Origin of the sequence: Sphingomonas corticis, assembly GCF_012035195.1 — a bacterium.
GTDB classification, from domain to species: Bacteria; Pseudomonadota; Alphaproteobacteria; order Sphingomonadales; family Sphingomonadaceae; genus Sphingomonas; species Sphingomonas corticis.
In genome coordinates, this window is the sequence record NZ_JAAVJH010000008.1 from 52,112 (window position 1) to 69,065 (window position 16,954).

Sequence of the window (16,954 nt, forward strand, 5' to 3'; positions counted from 1 at the left end):
TCAAGCGAGGATCGTCATGCCTCGCGCGCGAGCGCCTTCAGCCGGTAGAGCGTGTCCAGCGCCTCCCGCGGGGTCAGCGCATCGACGTCCAGCGCCTCCACCTCGGCGCGGATCGCGTCGCACGCCTGCTCCTCCGCCTGCGCCGCGGCGGCGAACAGCGGCAGGTCGTCCAGCCCCGCGGCGAGACCCCCGGTCTTCGCGCGGCCAGCCTCCAGCTTCGCCAGCACCGCCTTGGCGCGGCCGACCGTGGCCGGCGGCATCCCGGCGAGCCGCGCGACGGCCAGCCCGTAGCTGCGGTCGGCAGGCCCGGCGGCGACTTCGTGCAGCAGCACCAGTTCACCCTTCCACTCGCGCGCGCGGACGTGGTGGAGCGACAGCGCGTCGCACCGTTCGGCCAGCCGCGTCAGCTCGTGATAGTGGGTCGCGAACAGGCAGCGGCAGCGATTGTCCTCGTGGATCGCCTCCACCACCGCCCAGGCGATGGCGAGGCCGTCGTAGGTGCTGGTGCCGCGCCCGACCTCGTCGAGGATCACGAAGCTGCGATGGGTCGCCTGCGCCAGGATGGCCGCGGTCTCCACCATCTCGACCATGAAGGTGGAGCGCCCGCGCGCGAGATTGTCCGACGCGCCCACGCGGCTGAACAGCCGGTCGACCAGGCCCAGCCGAGCCGCGGCGGCGGGAACGTAGCTGCCCGCCTGCGCCAGCACCGCGATCAGCGCATTCTGCCGGAGGAACGTGGACTTGCCGCCCATGTTGGGCCCGGTGACGAGCCACAGCCGCGACGTGGGGCTCAGCGTGCAATCGTTGGCGACGAAGCGCTCGCCGCTGCGCGACAAGGCGGTCTCCACCACCGGGTGCCGGCCGTCGCGCACGTCGAAACAGGCCTCGTCGGCGAAGGCGGGTCGGGTCCAGCCGCCTTCGACCGCACGCTCCGCCAGCGCCGCCGCCACGTCGATCCGTGCCAGCGCGTCGGCGGTGGCGGCGATCGACTCGCGCCCCGCCAGCGCCTGCGCCGTCAGATCTTCCAGGTGCGCCGCCTCCGCCGCCAGCGCGTGCGCGCCCGCCTGCGTCACCCGCGCGGCGACATCATGCAGATCGGGCGCGTTGAAGCGGACCACGCCCGCCAGCGTCTGCCGATGGGTGAAGCCCGAATCCGCCGCCATCAGCGGGTCGGCGGCCTTCGCCGGCACCTCGATATGATAGCCGAGCACGCCGTTGTGGCGGATCTTCAGCGTGGCGATGCCGGTGCGCTGGCGCATCTCGCCTTCCAGCGCCGCGATGGCGCGCCGCCCGCCCGCCCCGGTCTCGCGCAATGCATCGAGGGCGGCGTCGTAGCCGGCGGCGATATAGCCGCCGTCCGACGCCTCGATCGGCGGGGAGGGGACGAGCGCGCGCTTGAGCAGGTCGATCAGCGCGCCGTGCCCGCGCAGCCGCGGCAGCAGGTCGGCGAGCAGCGCGGGCCGCTCCGCCACCTGTTCCAGCCGCTGCGCCAGCGACCAGGCGCCGTCCAGTCCGTCGCGAAGCTGGCCCAGGTCGCGCGGCGAACCCCGCCCCGCGGCCAGCCGCCCCAGCGCGCGGCCGATGTCGGGCAGGGCCCGCAACGCGCCGCGCACGCCCTCGCGCAGGCCCGCGTCCGCCTCCATCGTCCGGACGAGGTCGAGCCGCGCGTCGATCGCCGCGCGGTCCATCAGCGGCGCGCCGAGATCGGCGGCGAGCAGCCGCGCGCCCGCGCCGGTGACGGTGCGATCGACCGCGTCGAGCAGGCTGCCGCGCCGCTCTCCGCCAGCCGTGCGGGTCAGCTCCAGGCTCTCGCGCGTGGCGGCGTCGATCGCCATCGTCCCGCTCGCCGCGACGACCGTGGGCGGGCGCAGGAACGGGAGGGCGCCCTTGGCGGCGTAATCGAGATAGGCGACCAGGCCCCCCGCCGCCGCGATGGCGGCGCGCCCGGTCAGTCCCAGCCCGTCCAGCGTCGCGACGTTCCACAACCGCCGCAGCCGCGCCTCCGCCGCGCCGCTGTCGAACTCGCCGCGCGGACGCCACGCCGTGGCGGGCCACGCGCTGCCCTCCGCCGCGACCACTTCGGCGGCGGCGAGTCGCGCCAGCTCGGCGGCGACCTGTGTGGGCGACAGTTCGACGATCTCGAACCGCCCGGTGGAGACGTCCGCCGCCGCGACCGCCACCTCGCCGCCTGCCTCGCCAACGGCGACGCACCAATTGGCGGAGCGCGCGTCGAGCAGCGCCTCCTCGGTCAGCGTGCCCGCCGTGACGACGCGCACGATGCCGCGATTGACCAGCGCCTTGGACCCGCGCGCCTTGCGCGCCGCCTCCGGCGTCTCCGTCTGCTCGGCGATGGCGACGCGGTGCCCCGCCTTGATGAGCCGCTGGAGATAGGCGGTGGCGGCGTGGACGGGCACGCCGCACATCGGCACCTTGTTGCCTTCATGCTCGCCCCGCGCGGTCAGCGCGATGTCCAGCACCTGCGCCGCGACGCGCGCGTCGTCGAAGAACAGTTCGAAGAAATCGCCCATGCGATAGAACAGCAGGCAATCGCCGGCTTCCGCCTTCAGCGCGAGATATTGCGCCATCATCGGCGTGGGGGCGGGAGTTGTCATCGCGGTCAGTCCGGGCGGCGGGCGCCGTGGCGGACGCCAAGGATGTAGACGATCCCGTCGTGCACGTCGTACCGCAGGATGTAGGGAGGAACGGTCACCATCTCGCGCGAACCCTCCCGCGAGGGTCGGCCGCGCTGCGGAAAGTACGCAAGGCTGTCCGCGACGGCGAGTAGCCGTTTGGCGATCCGATCGGCAGCCGCGGGATCGAACAACTCGATATAAGCGACGATCGCGTCGAGCTGGTCGGCCGCCTCGTCGAGCCAGACGACCCTATGCATCCCGCGCAGCGAGCCACTCCCTGAACGGCAGGCGGCCCGGTTTTCCCCACGTCTTGAGCCACTCCGCCACCACGGCATGGTCGTGGTAGCGTCCCGCCGCGATGTCCGCGCGTGCCCGCGCGATCGCCGCGGCTTCCACGTCCGGATCGGGTTGCTCGAAGATGCCGGGTTCGTGCTTCATCAGCGGCATTGTAGGCGCGGCCGCGGTCCTAGGCTAGGCCTGCGCCATGCTTCGCCGCACCACGTTCGCGTCCCCCGTCGGCACCCTGGCACTCGTCGTTGACGACGCAGGTCTCGTCGCATTGCTGTGGCCGGATGACGCGCCCGCGCGCGTGCCGCTGCCCGTGCCGGAGGAGGATGCGACGCACTCCGTCCTCGCCGCCGCGGCATCGCAGCTGCGCGAGTATTTCGCCGGTGCCCGCATCGCCTTCGACCTGCCGCTCGCCCCGCGCGGCACCCCGTTCCAGCGCGCGGTCTGGACCGCGCTCGGTCAGATCCCCTTCGGCGAGACGCGCAGCTATGCCGAGGTCGCACGCGCCATCGGCCGCCCCGCCGCCACGCGTGCGGTCGGTGCCGCGAACGGGCGCAACCCGCTGTCGATCGTGCTGCCGTGCCATCGCGTCATCGGCAGCGGCGGCGCGCTGACCGGCTTCGCCGGCGGCCTCGCCGCGAAGCGCTGGTTGCTGGCGCATGAGGGCGTTTGCAACCGCGACCTGTTTCCGTAAGGGCAGGGGCATGACCGACGACCGCACCCGCAGCGAGGAACGCAACCAATTCTCCGACCGGGAAGCGTTGCTGTTCCATTCCGAAGGACGCCCGGGCAAGATCGAGATCGTCGCGTCCAAACCGATGGCGACGCAGCGCGACCTGGCGCTCGCCTATTCCCCCGGTGTCGCCGTGCCGGTGCGCGCCATCGCCGACGATCCGGCGACCGCCTACGATTACACGGCCAAGGGCAACCTCGTCGCCGTCATCTCCAACGGCACCGCGATCCTCGGCCTCGGCAACCTCGGCGCGCTCGCGTCCAAGCCGGTGATGGAGGGCAAGGCGGTGCTCTTCAAGCGCTTCGCCGACGTCGATTCGATCGACATCGAGCTGAAGACCGAGGATGTCGATCGCCTGATCGACGCGATCGAGCTGATGGAGCCGACGTTCGGCGGCATCAACCTGGAGGACATCAAGGCGCCCGAATGCTTCATCATCGAGCAGACGTTGCGCGAGCGGATGAACATCCCCGTCTTCCACGACGACCAGCACGGCACCGCGATCATCACCGCCGCCGGCCTCATCAACGCCTGCCTGCTGACGGGGCGCGCGCTGGCGGACGTGAAGGTGGTGGTCAACGGCGCGGGTGCCGCCGCCATCGCCTGTACCGAGCTCATCAAGGCGATGGGCGTGCGCCACGACAACGTGCTGATCTGCGACCGCAAGGGTGTGATCTACCAGGGGCGGGAGGACGTGAACCAATGGCAGTCGGCGCACGCCGCCGCCACCGACCGCCGCACGCTGACGGACGCGCTGCACGGCGCCGACGTGTTCCTCGGCCTCTCCGCCGCGGGCGCGCTGAAGCCGGAGATGGTGAAGGACATGGCGAAGGCGCCGATCATCTTCGCCATGGCCAATCCCGAGCCGGAGATCCGGCCCGAACTGGCGAAGGCGGCGCGTCCGGACGCGATCGTCGCGACGGGTCGGTCGGACTATCCCAACCAGGTCAACAACGTCCTCGGCTTCCCCTTCATCTTCCGCGGCGCGCTGGACGTGCGCGCGACCGGCATCAACGACGAGATGAAGATCGCCGCGGCACAGGCGATCGCCGAACTGGCGCGCGAGCGCGTGCCCGAGGAAGTCGCCGCCGCCTACGGCGTGCGGCACGTCTTCGGCCCCGACTACATCATCCCGGCACCCTTCGACCCGCGCCTGATGGAGAACGTGTCGCTGGCGGTGGCGCGGGCCGCGATGGACTCGGGCGTCGCGACGAAGCCGATCCTCGATCTCGACGCCTATCGCCAGCAGCTGCGCGCCCGGCTCAACCCGACGACGGCGGTGCTCAGCCTCGCCTACGAGGGCGCGCGCGCGCATCCCAAGCGCGTGCTGTTCGCGGAGGGCGAGGAGGAGGTGGTCCTGCGCGCCGCCATCGCCTTCAAAGAAGGCGGCTACGGCGTGCCCGTGCTGGTGGGCCGCGACGACGTGCACGACCGTCTGCGCGCGCTCGGCATCGCCCATCCCGAGGAATATGAGGTCCACAACAGCCGCATCTCGCCGCTGGTGCCGCGCATGGCCGACTTCCTCTACCAGCGGCTTCAGCGCCGCGGCTTCCTGCGCCGCGATTGCGAGCGGATGATCAATCAGGACCGCAACATCTTCGGCGCGGTGCTGCTCCAGCTGGGCGAGGCGGATGCGATGATTACCGGCATCACCCGCACCTGGGCGCATTCGATGCGCGAGGTGAAGCGGGTGATCGATCCCGCGCCCGGCCGCACGCCGTTCGGCATCCACGTGCTGGTCGGCCAGTCGCACACCGTCTTCATCGCCGACACGACGGTGAACGAGCGTCCCACCGGCGAGGAACTGGCCGACATCGCGGAGCAGACCGCCGCGGTGGCGCGGCGCATGGGGCACGAGCCGCGCGTCGCCTTCCTCAGCTATTCGACCTTCGGCAATCCGGAAGGCCAGTGGCTCGACAACATCCGCGCCGCGGTGGAGGTGCTGGACGGCCGGCAGGTCGGCTTCGAATATGAGGGCGAGATGGCGCCCGACGTCGCGCTTAATCCGCGACAGCTGGCCAACTATCCCTTCGCGCGCCTGTCCGGCCCGGCCAACGTGCTGGTGATGCCGGGGCTGCAATCGGCCAACATCTCGGCGAAGCTGCTGCGCGAACTGGGCGGCGACCACATGATCGGGCCGATGCTGGTCGGCATGGAGAAGGCGGTCCAGATCGCGCCGATGACGTCGAGCGCCAGCGACCTCGTCACGCTGGCGGTGCTGGCGGCGGGCGGCATCGCGCGGTGACCTCCTTGCTTCCCTCCCGGTAAGGGGAGGGGAGTAAAGCTGAACGGACCCGCCGCGTCCGCGACACGCCGTTACACTTTCGCCGCTTGCCCGCGAAACATTCGCGACGATCGCCGCCTATCTCCTTCTCATCGGCCGGAAACGCCGGTGAAAGAGGAGTGTAGGACATGAACCGCATCAAGACCGCTTTCGTCGCCGCCCTGGGCATCGCCGCCGTCGCGGCGCCCTCGGTCGCCTCGGCCGCGCCGTGGCAGTCGATCAACCAGCGCCAGCAGCGGCTGGACCAGCGCATCGACCAGGGCATCCGGTCGGGCGCGCTGAACCGCAACGAGGCCTATCGCCTGCGCACCCAGTTCCGCGATCTCGCCAACCTCGAGCAGCGCTACCGCCGCTCGAACGGCCTCTCCAACTGGGAGCGGCAGGACCTGAACCGGCGCTTCGACCAGCTGAGCGCGCGGGTCTATAACCAGAAGCACGATCGCCAGGGTCACCGCGGCGGCCATCGCCGCTGAGCCAGCCCTCCACCCGCCCCGCCGGACACCTCCGGCGGGGCGAACGTTTCACATGCAACCGAAACCTGATGCCGATCATTCCCCAGCCGTGCAGGCGATGGGAGACGGGCGATGAAGGCGATAACGGCGGCGGTGATCGGCGCGGCGGCGATGGTGGCGGGATGCTCCAGCTACGGCAGCGGCTACGGCCCGCGCAGTGCAGGCTACAACGGCTGGGGCGCGTACGATTACGATCGCGTCGATCCCGCATACGGGGGCTATTACGCCGACCGCTACTATCGTGACGGACCGGGCTATCGCGAGCGCCGCCTCGGGAATCGCGACCGCGTCTACGCCGGCCAGGATGGCCGCTACTATTGCCGCCGCAGCGACGGCACGACCGGACTGATCGTCGGCGGCCTGGCGGGCGGCGCACTGGGCGCGGTCATCTCGCCGGGCGGGTCGGGTCTGCTGGGCGCGATCCTGGGCGGCGCGGGCGGCGCGGCGCTCGGCAAGTCGGTCGATCGCAACAACGTGCGCTGCCGCTAGCATCGATCCCGCTCAGCGCAGCGGCTTGCCCGTGTCCTTCCACCGATCGAGAATCGTCGATTCGGGTAAGGCCGGCACGGCGGCGGATGCGGACACGCGCTCCGGCGCGGGCGAGGCGATTGCTGCGAGGGCGGGGGGCGGCTCGACCTCCGCCGGCACGATGTCGACGTGCGGGCCGGGCAGCGGCTCGCCGCCGCGATAGCGCCGGGTGAAGGCCGCCGGCGTGCCGTAGAACCCCTTCCAGCGATGGAAGAAATGCGCGCCGATCGCGTCCGTCATCACCAACGTGCGGTTCCACGCCGGTGTCACCGCGAAGGTGTGATAGTGTGTCGCCCAGCCGACCGGCGCGAAGACCTGTCCGTTCAGCAGTGCCGCCGCGTTGCGCAGCGCCCGCGCCCAGCCGTCTCGCGACGGTGCGCGCGCCATCGCGCCGTCGCAAGCGAAGCTGAACTGGCAGCCGGCGCGTTCCGATCCCTGGTAGACGGTGCCGCACACGGTGCCCGGAAAGGCGGGATGGCGTACGCGGTTCAGCACCACCTGCGCCACCGCGCGCTGGCCGTCGTCGCTCTCGCTCGCCGCCTCGTAATAGACCGCGGTGGCGAGGCACTGGAGCGCGCGCCCGCGATCGACCGCGGCGATGCCGGCCAGCGAGAAGGCGCGCGCCGCGACGCCGGGCGTCGGCGCGACGGCGGGAAGCCGCGGCAGCGCGATCGTTCCCGTCGCGCCGCGCCCGGGCGAGGACAGCAGCGGAGCGGCTGGAGAGGGAACGATCCGGCTGACGACCGGAGCCGCGGCGACCGGCGCCGGTGCCAGCCAGCGCAGCGCCGCCTGCGCGGCGAACCATCCGCCCGCCAGCGCCACCGCACTCCACACGGCGGCCGCCAGCACGACCGCGGCCTGCGCAGCGGAGCGGGGGAGGGAAAGCGCCGTCACGCGCGCGGCTGTAGCCCGCGAAAGCCTTACATTTCGTCGATGCCGGCCCCGCGGAGGGCTCGGCTCAGTCCTTCTTGCCGCGATTGGCGAACAGCACCGCCGCGGCCACCGCGGCCGAGCCGATGCCGACGCCCAGGCCGATCTTGCCCAGCTGCCAGTTGCGCTCGCGCCGCTCCGCCGCGGCCTTGCCCGCGCCCGCTTCCTCGTGCGCCTTGGCGGCGGCGACGGCGGCCAGGATCTCGTTCGGTTCGTCGGTCATGCCTTCTCTCCCTTGGCGGCGTAGCGGGTGCGGAAGTCGGCGGCGAAGCTCGCCAGCCGTCCCTCCGCAATCGCGGCGCGCAGATCGGCCATCAGCGCCTGATAGAAGGCGATATTGTGTTCCGTCATCAACATCGCGCCCAGAATTTCCCCGCTGCGGACGAGGTGGTGGAGATAGGCGCGGCTCCACGTGGCGCATACCGCACACGCGCAGGCGGGGTCGAGCGGGCCGGTATCCTCGGCGAAGCGCGCGTTGCGGATGTTGATCGGCCCGGCGCGCGTGAACGCCTGCCCGGTGCGGCCCGACCGCGTCGGCAGCACGCAGTCGAACATGTCGACCCCGCGCTCCACCGCGCCGACGATGTCGTCGGGCTTGCCCACGCCCATCAGGTAGCGCGGGCGGTCCGCCGGCAGCTGTTGCGGGGCGTAGTCGAGGCAGGCGAACATCGCCTCCTGCCCCTCGCCCACCGCCAGCCCGCCGATGGCGTAGCCGTCGAAGCCGATGTCGATCAGCGCGTCGGCGCTGGCGCAGCGAAGCCCTTCGTCGAGCGCGCCCTGCTGGATGCCGAAGACGGCGTTGCGCGCGGCGTGATCGCCACCGGCGTCGAACGCGTCGCGGCTCCGGCGGGCCCAGCGCATCGACCGCTCCATCGCCGCCGCCTGCACCTCGCGCGTCGACGTGGTGGGCACCAGTTCGTCGAACGCCATCACGATGTTGCTTCCCAGCAGTCGCTGGATCTCGATCGACCGCTCGGGCGTGATGAGGTGGCGCCTGCCGTCGAGGTGGCTGGCGAAGGCGACGCCTTCCTCGCTGCGCTTCGTCAGTTCGGACAGGCTCATCACCTGATAGCCGCCCGAGTCGGTCAGGATCGGCCGGTCCCACGCCATGAAGGCGTGCAGCCCGCCCAGCCGCGCCACCCGCTCGGCGCCCGGACGCAGCATCAGGTGATAGGTGTTGCCCAGAATGATGTCGGCGCCCGCGGCGCGCACGTCGCCTGGCTTCATTGCCTTCACCGTGGCGGCGGTGCCGACCGGCATGAAGGCAGGCGTGCGGATCTCGCCGCGCGCCATCGCGATGGTGCCGGTGCGCGCCCGCCCGTCGATGGCGGCGATGGTGAAGGCGAAGCGCGTCATCGCCGCCGTGGCCGTCCCGCCGGCGGCGGTGCCTTGGGCTTGTCGCCGGGTCGCAGCCCCTGCGTCGGGCCGTTGGCGTCGATCGGCCCGGTGCGGAACGTCAGCAACTCGGCGCGGCTGATCGTCTTGCTGCCGTCGCGGTCGTAGCGCGCGAACAGACGGCTGAAATGGTCCTGCAACTCGTCCAGCGAGACCTGGTCGTCCTGGTTCTTGTCCACCTCGAACGGACTGGGCAGCGCGGCGCGGTCGCCCAGGTAGCGCAGCGCCCAGTCGGAGAAGGCGATGTAGCGCAGCGTGCCGGTCTTCGCCGTGTCGATCGCCTCGAACGAGGCCTTCACGCCGGCGATCAGCTCCGATCGGTCGACCAGCGCGTCGCCATCGCCGTCGAACGCGGCGATCATCATCGCCACCGGCTCGACCACCATCGTCGCCGGCGTCTGCGGCGTGGCGGGCAGGGGGCCGCTGACGACGATCGGCGGCGCGTCCTGCGGCGCGGCGGCGGCGAGCAGGAGGGGGAGGATCATGACGGCGACTACCTTGGGCGAACGCGAAACCGGCCAGCGCCGTAGCAGGCGCAACCTAGTCGGGAAAGGCGCGCGCCAGCCCGTCATACTCGCGTCGCGAGATCGCGATCATCGATCCGTGCCGCACGCCGGGGGGCAGCCCGAAGCGATCCCACGCGGGCATGCCGGTGTTGCCCGACGCCTGATACCACGGTCCCTGCAGCGTCCGCCCGCGTGTCAGCCCGTAGGCGGTGCCCGCATATTGCTCGTAGTAGAGCCACCACTCGCGGTCGTCGGGCGAGCGGATCAGCGTGGGCGCCTCGCGGAAATTCGGGCTGAGCGGCGGGCCGGGGAACGGGTAGGGGCCGGTCAGCCGCGGCGCGCAGCTGACGCGGATCGTCTTGCCCGTCGGCCACTCGAACGACGGATAGCGCTCGTCCTTCACGATCGCGCAATAGCCGCGGGCGCCGTCCGGCTGCACGATCGTGTCGATCGTCGCCATGTCCCATTCGAACAGCCGTCGCGGCGGTCCGGTGAACGCCTTCAGGTCGGGCGAGGTGACGTACAGCGTCCGCTGGCTGGCCCAGTAGCGCTCCGGATCGCGATCGTCGCCCGGCACCGTCGGCGTGTGCCACGTCAGCAGGAAGCGGCGCGAGGGCGCGTCGTACATCAGCTTGGGCGCGCCGATCCGGGGCAGCGCGTCGCGCATCCCCGCCTTCAGGTCGGGCCGGTAGGTGCCGAACGGCGTCCAGCGGATCAGGTCGTCGGAGACGGAGAAGCGGATCAGCGGGTCGTCGTCGCTGCGGTTGCCGACGAGGTACCAGCGCCCGTCCGGACCCTTTGCGATCGAGGCGTGGCCGCGATACTCGTTCGACACCGGTCGCCCGCCGTTCAGCGCGCGCCAGTGCAGCCCGTCCAGGCTGACCGAGTAGTGGAGGACGCCGTAGCGCGCCTTCGTCATGTGCGCGAAGAGATACGCCTTGGCCGGATGGACGTAAGGCGTCACCGGCGCGCCGGGCGGCGCCTCCTGCGCCACGACCGGGGCGGCGAGCGCGAGCAGGATGGCGAGTTGCCTCACGCGATGCCGAACGGCACGACGCGGTTCGTCTGCGTGTGCCCCACGTCCGCCCGGCCGAGATAGGGGACGCCCAGCTCCCGGCACCATCGCTCCATCATGAACTCCAGCGTCTCGCCCCAGGGCGGATCGTTCTCGCCCACGTCGGTGACGGCACCCAGCCGCACCCCGGCCAGCGTGCGCAGCTGCGTCGCGTTGCCCAGCGTGAACAGCATTCGGTCGATCGCGTACATCTGCTCCGACACCTCCTCCACGATCAGCACGTGGTCGGCGAGGTCGGGCAGCCACGGCGTCCCGACCAGCGCCGTCAGGATGGAAAGGTTCAGCGCCACCGAAGGCTGGCCGCGCAACCCCGGCTCCAGCGCGCTGCGGTCGGCGCGCGCCATCCAGCCGAGCGCGCGCGCGACGGTGGCGTCGCCCTGCCTGCGGCGGATGTCGCTCGCCATCGGGCCGTGCACCGGCCGCCCGATGCGGCGGGCGTAGAGCGCGGACAGGAGGAAGCCGACGTCGGAATAGCCGAGATACGTCTTGCGCCGCGCCGCCTCGTTCAGCTGCGGCATGACGGTGGAGAGCAGGCGGTTGGACCCGTAGCCGCCGCGCAGGAACCAGATCGCCTCGAACGCGGGATCGTTGGCATATTGCAGGAACGCGGCCGCACGCACCGCGTCAGACCCGGCGAAATGGCCATCATGCGCGTAGCATTGCGGGTGGAAGACCAGGTCGACCTCGGGGTAGGCGATCGCCGCGAAGGCGGACACGGGCGCGATCACGTCCGGGTTCGCCACGCTGCTCGCCGCCAGTACCCCGATCCGCATCGCCTGTTCCCTTCCGGCCCGCTCCGTCGTGCCGGATTCGTCCCGGCATTTCACCGAACCGCAGGAGCGGAGCGGGGTGCTTGTGCGGCACGGTGGATGCCGGGACAAGCCCGGCATGACGGCCTGCACGCTTGCCCGCGTGCGCCGAACCGCCGATAGCGCGCCCATGCAGGACGGCAATCTTCACGGGTGCTCCTTCTTCCTCGTCGGCATCGGCGGGTCGGGCATGATGCCGCTGGCGATGATCCTCGCCGGGCGCGGGGCGGTCGTCGCCGGGTCGGATCGCGGCCTCGACCAGGGGCGGGTGCCCGCCAAGTTCGACGCGCTGCGCGCGCTCGGCATCGCACTCCATCCGCAGGACGGCAGCGGCATCGTCTCGCCCGTGCAGACCGTCGTCGCCTCCGCCGCGGTGGAGGAGACGGTGGCGGACATGGTCGCCGCCCGGCGGCTCGGCTGCCCGCGGCTGTCGCGCGCGGAGCTGAACGCCGCGCTGTTCAACGCCAGCCGCCTGCCGATCGGCGTGGCGGGCACCAGCGGCAAGTCCAGCGTCACCGGCATGATCGCCGCGATCCTCCACGCCGCGGGACGCGATCCCACTGTGATGAACGGCGCGGTGATGAAGGATTTCGCGCGCGCCGACCGCCCCTTCGCCAGCGCGCTGGTGGGCGCGGGCGACGCCTATGTCAGCGAAGTGGACGAGAGCGACGGATCGATCGCGCTCTACGCGCCGCACGTGGCGGTGCTGAACAACGTCAGCCTCGACCACAAGTCGCTCGACGAGCTGAACCGGCTGTTCGGCGACTTCATCGCGCACGCGCGCCACGCGATCGTCAACGCCGACAATGCGGACGCGGCCACGCTGGCGATGCGGCTGCCGCGCGACCGCGTCACGTCCTTCTCGCTCGGCGGGCAGGGCGATCTCGTCGCGACCGACATCGTCGAGGAGCCGTTCGCCATCGCCTTCACCGTCGCCGGCGAGCGGGTGCGGCTCCAGGTGCCCGGCCGCCACAACGTCGCCAACGCACTCGCCGCGATCGGCGCGGCGGTGGCCGCGGGCGTGCCGCTGGCGCACGCCTGCGCCGCGATCGCGGGGTTCACCGGCCTGCGCCGTCGCTTCGACCGCGTCGGTGAAGCCGGCGGCGTCGCCGTGATCGACGATTTCGGGCACAATCCGGACAAGATCGCCGCCACGCTCGATACGCTCCACGCCTTTCCCGGCCGCGTGCTGGCGTTGTTCCAGCCGCACGGCTTCGGCCCGCTGAAGGTGATGCGCGCCGAACTGGTCGCGATGTTCGCCGGGCGGCTGGCGGCGGAGGACCGGCTGGTGCTGTGCGATCCCGTCTACCAGGGCGGGACCGTGGCGCGCGAGGTGACCAGCGCCGACATCGTGCGCGACCTCGCCGTCGCCGGCGCTCCCGCCCGCCACATCGCCGACCGCGCGGCCGCCGCCGCGTATCTGGTGGCGGAGGCGCGCGCGGGCGACCGCATCGTCGTGATGGGAGCGCGCGACGACACGCTGTCGCTGCTCGCGGCCGAGATGGTGCGGATGCTCGATGGAAAGCACGCTTGACGTAAGGCTGGCGCACTGATGGCCGCCGGCGCGCTCGCCCTTTCCATCGCGACCGCCCGGGACTCGCTCGAGCGCTCCGGCGTGGCGCTGCGGGTCGAGGTCTGTCACAACCCGGTGGCCCGGCTCGCCGGGCCGGGCCTCGGCGCCGGCGTGAACCGGGTGTAGGAGCGCCGGGCATGAGGAACGGGCTGAAGGACCTGCCAGCCGAGCGCGGGTAGAGCCAGCGGCACATCGCCGAGCTGTTCGACCGGCGGATCGAGGACGTCTTCGACAGCCTGTCCAAGGGCGGGTGACGCCGCCCGTCGCCGGCCCTATCTCCCGGCGCATGACCGACACGCTCCGCCCGCAACTCGCCTTCCACCACACGCCCGGCCGCGGCCCGACGATCGTCTTCCTGCCCGGTTACGCCAGCGACATGACCGGCACGAAGGCGATCGCGCTAGAGCAATGGGCCAAGGCGCGGGGCCGCGCCTTCCTGCGCTTCGACTATGCCGGCTGCGGGCAGAGCGAGGGTGCGTTCGAGGAGCAGGCGCTGGCCGACTGGCGCGACGACGCGTTGGCGATGATCGATCGTCTCGACGGGCCGGTGGTGCTGGTGGGCAGCTCGATGGGCGGGTGGATCATGCTGCTGGCCGCGCTCGCCCGGCCGGATCGCGTGGCCGCGCTGGTCGGTATCGCGCCCGCGCCCGATTTCACCGACTGGGGCTTCGGCCAGGACGAGAAGATGTACCTCCTCCAGCACGGCCGGCTGGAGCGCGCCAATCCCTACGGCCCGGCGCCCACGGTCTACACCCGCCGCTTCTGGCAGTCGGGCGAGGCCAACCGGCTGATGCACGGGCCCATCGCCTTCGACGGGCCGGTCCGCTTTCTGCAGGGACAGGCGGATCCGGACGTGCCGTGGCACCGCACCGTGGCGCTGGCGCAGCTGATCCGTTCGCCCCACGTTCAGACGTGGCTGGTCAAGGACGGCGACCACCGCCTGTCGCGCGAGGACGACCTCGCGCTGCTGATCCGCGCGGTCGAGGACGTCGTGCCATGATCCTTCTCGCGCTGCTGGCGCAAGCCGCCGCGCCGTCCTGTACCGCGCTGGCGCGCACCGATCCGGCGGCGGCCGAGCGTGCCGCCCGCGCGACCGTGGGCGGCGGGGCGACCGCGCGCCAGTGCCTGGGCCTCGCCCTCGCCGGGCAGGAGCGCTTCGCCGAGGCCGCCGCCGCCTTCACGGAAGCGGCGCGCGCTGGCGAGCTGGCGCGCGACGGCAAGGCGGCGGATTACTGGGCGCAGGCGGGGAACGCCTGGCTTGCCGCCGGGAGTGCGGCGAAGGCGCGCGCCGCGCTCGACGCCGCGCTGGCCGCGGGCACGCTGGAGGGGCTGGCGCGCGGCGAGGCGCATCTCGACCGCGCCCGCGCGCTCGTCGCCACAGGGCAGCCGGCGGCGGCGCGCACCGACCTCGATCAGGCGACCGCGCTGGCGGGGGACGATCCGCTCGCCTGGCTGCTGTCCGCCACGCTGGCGCGACGCGAGGGCGACCTGCCGCGCGCCCGCGCCGACATCGCGCAGGCGCTGCGCCGCTCCGCCGACGACGCGCAGGTCCAGCTGGAGGCCGGCAACATCGCCGCCGCCGCGGGGGAGGCGGACAAGGCGGAGGCGGCGTGGAAGGAGGCCGCTCGGCTGGCACCCGATGCCCCCGCCGGGCGTTCCGCCGCCAACGCCCTCGCACAATTCGCATCGAAGGAGCCGAAGTGAAATACCTGCACACCATGGTCCGCGTCGCCGATCCCGACGCCACGATCCGCTTCTTCGAGGTGCTCGGACTGAAGGAGGTCCGGCGCATGGAGAACCAGGCGGGCCGCTTCACGCTGATCTTCCTCGCCGCGCCCGAGGACATGAACAAGCCGGGCGAGCGCGCGCGGGCGGAAGTGGAACTGACGTACAATTGGCCCGCGGAGGACGGCAGCGCGCCGGAGGAATATGGCGGCGGGCGCAATTTCGGGCATCTCGCCTATCGCGTCGACAACATCTACGAGACCTGCCAGCGCGTGCTCGACGCGGGCTACACCGTCCACCGCCCTCCGCGCGACGGCCACATGGCGTTCGTCAAGTCCCCCGACGGCATCTCCGTGGAGCTGTTGCAGGACGGCGTGCTCGCCCCCGCCGAGCCGTGGGCCTCGATGCCGAACACCGGGACCTGGTAGGCCGTGCTGGAGATCGTGCGCGTCCCCGTTCTCGGCGACAATTACAGCTGGCTCGTGCGCGATTCCGACAGCGGCGCGACGATGGTGGTCGACCCCGGCGAGGCGGCCCCCGTGCTGGCTGCCGCGCAGGAACGCGGCTGGTCGATCGGCGCGGTGTGGATCACCCACTGGCATCCCGACCACACCGGCGGCAACGAAGCGGTGGTCGCCGCCACCGGCGCGCGCGTGATCGGGCCGGAGGCGGAGCGGGCGAAGATCCCCGCGCTGGACGACGGCGTGAGGGAGGGCGACACCGCCACGCTGGGCGCGCACGTCGCCACCGTGATGGAGGTGCCCGGGCATACCGCGGGGCACATCGCCTTCCACTTCGCGCAGGACGGCGCGATCTTCACCGGCGACACGCTGTTCGCGATGGGGTGCGGCCGGCTGTTCGAGGGCGATGCGACGCAGATGTTCGGCAACATGCGCCGCTTCGCCGCGCTGGACGATACGACGCGCGTCTATTGCGGGCACGAATATACGCAGTCGAACGGCCGCTTCGCGCGCTCCGTCGACCCCGGCAACGCCGCGCTGGCCGCGCGGATGGAGGAGGTCGACCGGCTGCGCGCCGGGGGGCAGCCCACGGTGCCGACGACGATCGGCGAGGAGCGCGCCACCAATCCGTTCCTGCGCGCGACCGATGCCGCGGCGCTCGCCGAATTGCGCGCCGGCAAGGATGCTTTTCGCGGCTAGCGCGTTGGACGCGCGAAGGAGAAGGGTGATGCGTAAGTCGTTGATCTTCCTCATTGCTGCCGGTGCAGGCGCGGCCACGTTCGCGGCCGGTGCGGGCGTGTCGCAGGACCGGCCGAGCCGCGCGGAGGCGGACTATCGCAAATTGGTCGCGGGCAAGACGCCGGGCAAGCCGGTCAGCTGCATCGACACCCGCTTCACGCGCCCCTCGCTCAGCGCCTATGGCGACAAGCTGATCTATCGCGTCAGCCGCAAGCTGGTCTACGTCAGCGAGACCAACGGCGGGTGCCAGGGCGTGGGGCTGAACGACGTGCTCGTGACGCGCCAGTATCAGACCCGCCTGTGCCGCGGCGACATCGCGCAGACGGTGGACCGGCAGACCGGCATCGGCACGGGCGGCTGCGCGCTGGGGTCCTTCACGCCGTACACGGCGGCGCGCTGAGATGCTGCGCGCCATCGCGCTGCTCGCATTCGCCGGCACGGCGGTCGCGTCGGCCAAGTCGACCGATCCGCGCGCCGGCCGCGTCGCCGGGAAGCCCGCCAATTGCGTGCGGCTGGACCAGACGAACCGCGTCGTCATCGCCGACGCGAATACGCTGACGCTGCGCGACGGCCGGCGGCTGTGGATCACCCACCCGATCGGCCAGTGCACCCGGCTGAACCCCAACGACACGCTGGTGCTGGAGGTGTGGGGCAGCCAATTGTGCCGCAACGATCGCTTCCGTACGCTGCAACCCGGCACGACCATCCCGTCGGCCTTCTGCCGCTTCGGCGAGTTCGTGCCCTACGTTAAGAAATGAGGAAGA

At 71.8% G+C, this 16,954-nt stretch carries 21 protein-coding genes; 12 read left to right on the top strand and 9 right to left on the bottom strand.

Annotated elements, in window-relative coordinates:
* Nucleotides 1–14: 14 nt before the first annotated feature.
* From mutS to HBH26_RS13405, 3 genes are read right to left on the bottom strand one after another with little or no spacing between them, the layout of a single operon-like run.
* A complete protein-coding gene (mutS, locus tag HBH26_RS13395; RefSeq protein ID WP_168135208.1) occupies nt 15–2,588 on the bottom strand; it encodes a DNA mismatch repair protein MutS in 2,574 nt (857 codons plus the stop codon).
* Nucleotides 2,589–2,617: 29 nt separating this feature from the next.
* Entirely contained in the window at nt 2,618–2,890 is a 273-nt protein-coding gene (locus tag HBH26_RS13400; RefSeq protein ID WP_168135133.1) for a type II toxin-antitoxin system RelE/ParE family toxin, read from the bottom strand.
* Nucleotides 2,883–3,071 (bottom strand): antitoxin, encoded by a 189-nt coding sequence (locus HBH26_RS13405; protein WP_168135134.1) that lies wholly within the window; start codon nt 3,069–3,071, stop codon nt 2,883–2,885. The genes HBH26_RS13400 and HBH26_RS13405 overlap by 8 nt, the downstream gene beginning before the upstream one ends.
* A 46-nt stretch (nt 3,072–3,117) precedes the next feature.
* Between HBH26_RS13405 and HBH26_RS13410 the strand changes: the two genes are divergently transcribed.
* The 4 genes from HBH26_RS13410 to HBH26_RS13425 all read left to right on the top strand — a co-directional run bounded on the left by HBH26_RS13410 (nt 3,118) and on the right by HBH26_RS13425 (nt 6,939).
* Nucleotides 3,118–3,615, top strand: coding sequence for a methylated-DNA--[protein]-cysteine S-methyltransferase (locus HBH26_RS13410; RefSeq protein WP_168135135.1), 498 nt, complete (start codon nt 3,118–3,120; stop codon nt 3,613–3,615).
* Between the two features lie 10 nt (nt 3,616–3,625).
* A complete protein-coding gene (locus tag HBH26_RS13415; RefSeq protein WP_168135136.1) occupies nt 3,626–5,899 on the top strand; it encodes an NADP-dependent malic enzyme in 2,274 nt (757 codons plus the stop codon).
* Between the two features lie 167 nt (nt 5,900–6,066).
* Nucleotides 6,067–6,411, top strand: coding sequence for a hypothetical protein (locus HBH26_RS13420; protein WP_168135137.1), 345 nt, complete (start codon nt 6,067–6,069; stop codon nt 6,409–6,411).
* Nucleotides 6,412–6,522: 111 nt separating this feature from the next.
* Nucleotides 6,523–6,939: a hypothetical protein gene (locus HBH26_RS13425; RefSeq protein ID WP_209308554.1), complete on the top strand. Its 417-nt coding sequence runs from the start codon at nt 6,523–6,525 to the stop codon at nt 6,937–6,939.
* A 12-nt stretch (nt 6,940–6,951) separates the two neighbouring features.
* Here HBH26_RS13425 and HBH26_RS13430 read toward each other — a convergent pair whose 3' ends face one another.
* From HBH26_RS13430 to HBH26_RS13455, 6 genes are all read right to left on the bottom strand, one after another.
* A complete protein-coding gene (locus HBH26_RS13430) occupies nt 6,952–7,872 on the bottom strand; it encodes a cell wall hydrolase (RefSeq protein WP_168135138.1) in 921 nt (306 codons plus the stop codon).
* Between the two features lie 64 nt (nt 7,873–7,936).
* A complete protein-coding gene (locus HBH26_RS13435) occupies nt 7,937–8,131 on the bottom strand; it encodes a hypothetical protein (protein WP_168135139.1) in 195 nt (64 codons plus the stop codon).
* Complete coding sequence (gene tgt, locus HBH26_RS13440; RefSeq protein WP_168135140.1) at nt 8,128–9,264, bottom strand: tRNA guanosine(34) transglycosylase Tgt; 1,137 nt, start codon at nt 9,262–9,264, stop codon at nt 8,128–8,130. The genes HBH26_RS13435 and tgt overlap by 4 nt, the downstream gene beginning before the upstream one ends.
* Nucleotides 9,261–9,788, bottom strand: coding sequence for an EF-hand domain-containing protein (locus tag HBH26_RS13445; RefSeq protein ID WP_168135141.1), 528 nt, complete (start codon nt 9,786–9,788; stop codon nt 9,261–9,263). Before HBH26_RS13445 ends, tgt begins: the two co-directional genes overlap by 4 nt.
* A 55-nt stretch (nt 9,789–9,843) precedes the next feature.
* Nucleotides 9,844–10,845, bottom strand: a complete 1,002-nt coding sequence (locus HBH26_RS13450; RefSeq protein WP_209308555.1) for a glycoside hydrolase family protein — start codon at nt 10,843–10,845, stop codon at nt 9,844–9,846.
* Entirely contained in the window at nt 10,842–11,657 is an 816-nt protein-coding gene (locus HBH26_RS13455; RefSeq protein ID WP_168135142.1) for an LD-carboxypeptidase, read from the bottom strand. Before HBH26_RS13455 ends, HBH26_RS13450 begins: the two co-directional genes overlap by 4 nt.
* A 166-nt stretch (nt 11,658–11,823) precedes the next feature.
* Between HBH26_RS13455 and HBH26_RS13460 the strand changes: the two genes are divergently transcribed.
* The 8 genes from HBH26_RS13460 to HBH26_RS13495 all read left to right on the top strand — a co-directional run bounded on the left by HBH26_RS13460 (nt 11,824) and on the right by HBH26_RS13495 (nt 16,948).
* On the top strand, nt 11,824–13,227 hold the full coding sequence (locus tag HBH26_RS13460) for a glutamate ligase domain-containing protein (protein ID WP_168135143.1): 1,404 nt from the start codon (nt 11,824–11,826) through the stop codon (nt 13,225–13,227).
* Between the two features lie 18 nt (nt 13,228–13,245).
* Nucleotides 13,246–13,392 (top strand): hypothetical protein, encoded by a 147-nt coding sequence (locus HBH26_RS13465; RefSeq protein WP_168135144.1) that lies wholly within the window; start codon nt 13,246–13,248, stop codon nt 13,390–13,392.
* Between the two features lie 160 nt (nt 13,393–13,552).
* A complete protein-coding gene (locus HBH26_RS13470) occupies nt 13,553–14,266 on the top strand; it encodes an alpha/beta hydrolase (RefSeq protein WP_209308556.1) in 714 nt (237 codons plus the stop codon).
* On the top strand, nt 14,263–14,970 hold the full coding sequence (locus HBH26_RS13475) for a tetratricopeptide repeat protein (protein ID WP_168135145.1): 708 nt from the start codon (nt 14,263–14,265) through the stop codon (nt 14,968–14,970). The genes HBH26_RS13470 and HBH26_RS13475 overlap by 4 nt, the downstream gene beginning before the upstream one ends.
* Before the next feature lie 14 nt (nt 14,971–14,984).
* Nucleotides 14,985–15,419: a VOC family protein gene (locus tag HBH26_RS13480; protein ID WP_168135212.1), complete on the top strand. Its 435-nt coding sequence runs from the start codon at nt 14,985–14,987 to the stop codon at nt 15,417–15,419.
* 3 nt (nt 15,420–15,422) lie between these two features.
* Nucleotides 15,423–16,151: a hydroxyacylglutathione hydrolase gene (gloB, locus tag HBH26_RS13485; protein ID WP_168135146.1), complete on the top strand. Its 729-nt coding sequence runs from the start codon at nt 15,423–15,425 to the stop codon at nt 16,149–16,151.
* 28 nt (nt 16,152–16,179) lie between these two features.
* Complete coding sequence (locus tag HBH26_RS13490; protein WP_168135147.1) at nt 16,180–16,590, top strand: hypothetical protein; 411 nt, start codon at nt 16,180–16,182, stop codon at nt 16,588–16,590.
* A gap of 1 nt (nt 16,591) precedes the next feature.
* Nucleotides 16,592–16,948, top strand: a complete 357-nt coding sequence (locus tag HBH26_RS13495) for a hypothetical protein (protein WP_239024790.1) — start codon at nt 16,592–16,594, stop codon at nt 16,946–16,948.
* Nucleotides 16,949–16,954: the final 6 nt, after the last annotated feature.

Bases quoted from the DNA above. Each gene is read 5' to 3' on its own strand.
- HBH26_RS13460 (WP_168135143.1), top strand. From the start codon at position 11,824: ATGCAGGACGGCAATCTTCACGGGTGCTCCTTCTTCCTCGTCGGCATC.
- HBH26_RS13445 (WP_168135141.1), bottom strand. From the start codon at position 9,788: ATGATCCTCCCCCTCCTGCTCGCCGCCGCCGCGCCGCAGGACGCGCCG.
- HBH26_RS13475 (WP_168135145.1), top strand. From the start codon at position 14,263: ATGATCCTTCTCGCGCTGCTGGCGCAAGCCGCCGCGCCGTCCTGTACC.
- tgt (WP_168135140.1), bottom strand. From the start codon at position 9,264: ATGACGCGCTTCGCCTTCACCATCGCCGCCATCGACGGGCGGGCGCGC.
- mutS (WP_168135208.1), bottom strand. From the start codon at position 2,588: ATGATGGCGCAATATCTCGCGCTGAAGGCGGAAGCCGGCGATTGCCTG.
- HBH26_RS13490 (WP_168135147.1), top strand. From the start codon at position 16,180: ATGCGTAAGTCGTTGATCTTCCTCATTGCTGCCGGTGCAGGCGCGGCC.
- HBH26_RS13410 (WP_168135135.1), top strand. From the start codon at position 3,118: ATGCTTCGCCGCACCACGTTCGCGTCCCCCGTCGGCACCCTGGCACTC.
- HBH26_RS13465 (WP_168135144.1), top strand. From the start codon at position 13,246: ATGGCCGCCGGCGCGCTCGCCCTTTCCATCGCGACCGCCCGGGACTCG.
- HBH26_RS13480 (WP_168135212.1), top strand. From the start codon at position 14,985: ATGGTCCGCGTCGCCGATCCCGACGCCACGATCCGCTTCTTCGAGGTG.
- HBH26_RS13435 (WP_168135139.1), bottom strand. From the start codon at position 8,131: ATGACCGACGAACCGAACGAGATCCTGGCCGCCGTCGCCGCCGCCAAG.
- HBH26_RS13495 (WP_239024790.1), top strand. From the start codon at position 16,592: ATGCTGCGCGCCATCGCGCTGCTCGCATTCGCCGGCACGGCGGTCGCG.
- HBH26_RS13425 (WP_209308554.1), top strand. From the start codon at position 6,523: ATGAAGGCGATAACGGCGGCGGTGATCGGCGCGGCGGCGATGGTGGCG.
- HBH26_RS13415 (WP_168135136.1), top strand. From the start codon at position 3,626: ATGACCGACGACCGCACCCGCAGCGAGGAACGCAACCAATTCTCCGAC.
- HBH26_RS13420 (WP_168135137.1), top strand. From the start codon at position 6,067: ATGAACCGCATCAAGACCGCTTTCGTCGCCGCCCTGGGCATCGCCGCC.
- HBH26_RS13455 (WP_168135142.1), bottom strand. From the start codon at position 11,657: ATGCGGATCGGGGTACTGGCGGCGAGCAGCGTGGCGAACCCGGACGTG.
- HBH26_RS13470 (WP_209308556.1), top strand. From the start codon at position 13,553: ATGACCGACACGCTCCGCCCGCAACTCGCCTTCCACCACACGCCCGGC.
- HBH26_RS13400 (WP_168135133.1), bottom strand. From the start codon at position 2,890: ATGCATAGGGTCGTCTGGCTCGACGAGGCGGCCGACCAGCTCGACGCG.
- HBH26_RS13405 (WP_168135134.1), bottom strand. From the start codon at position 3,071: ATGAAGCACGAACCCGGCATCTTCGAGCAACCCGATCCGGACGTGGAA.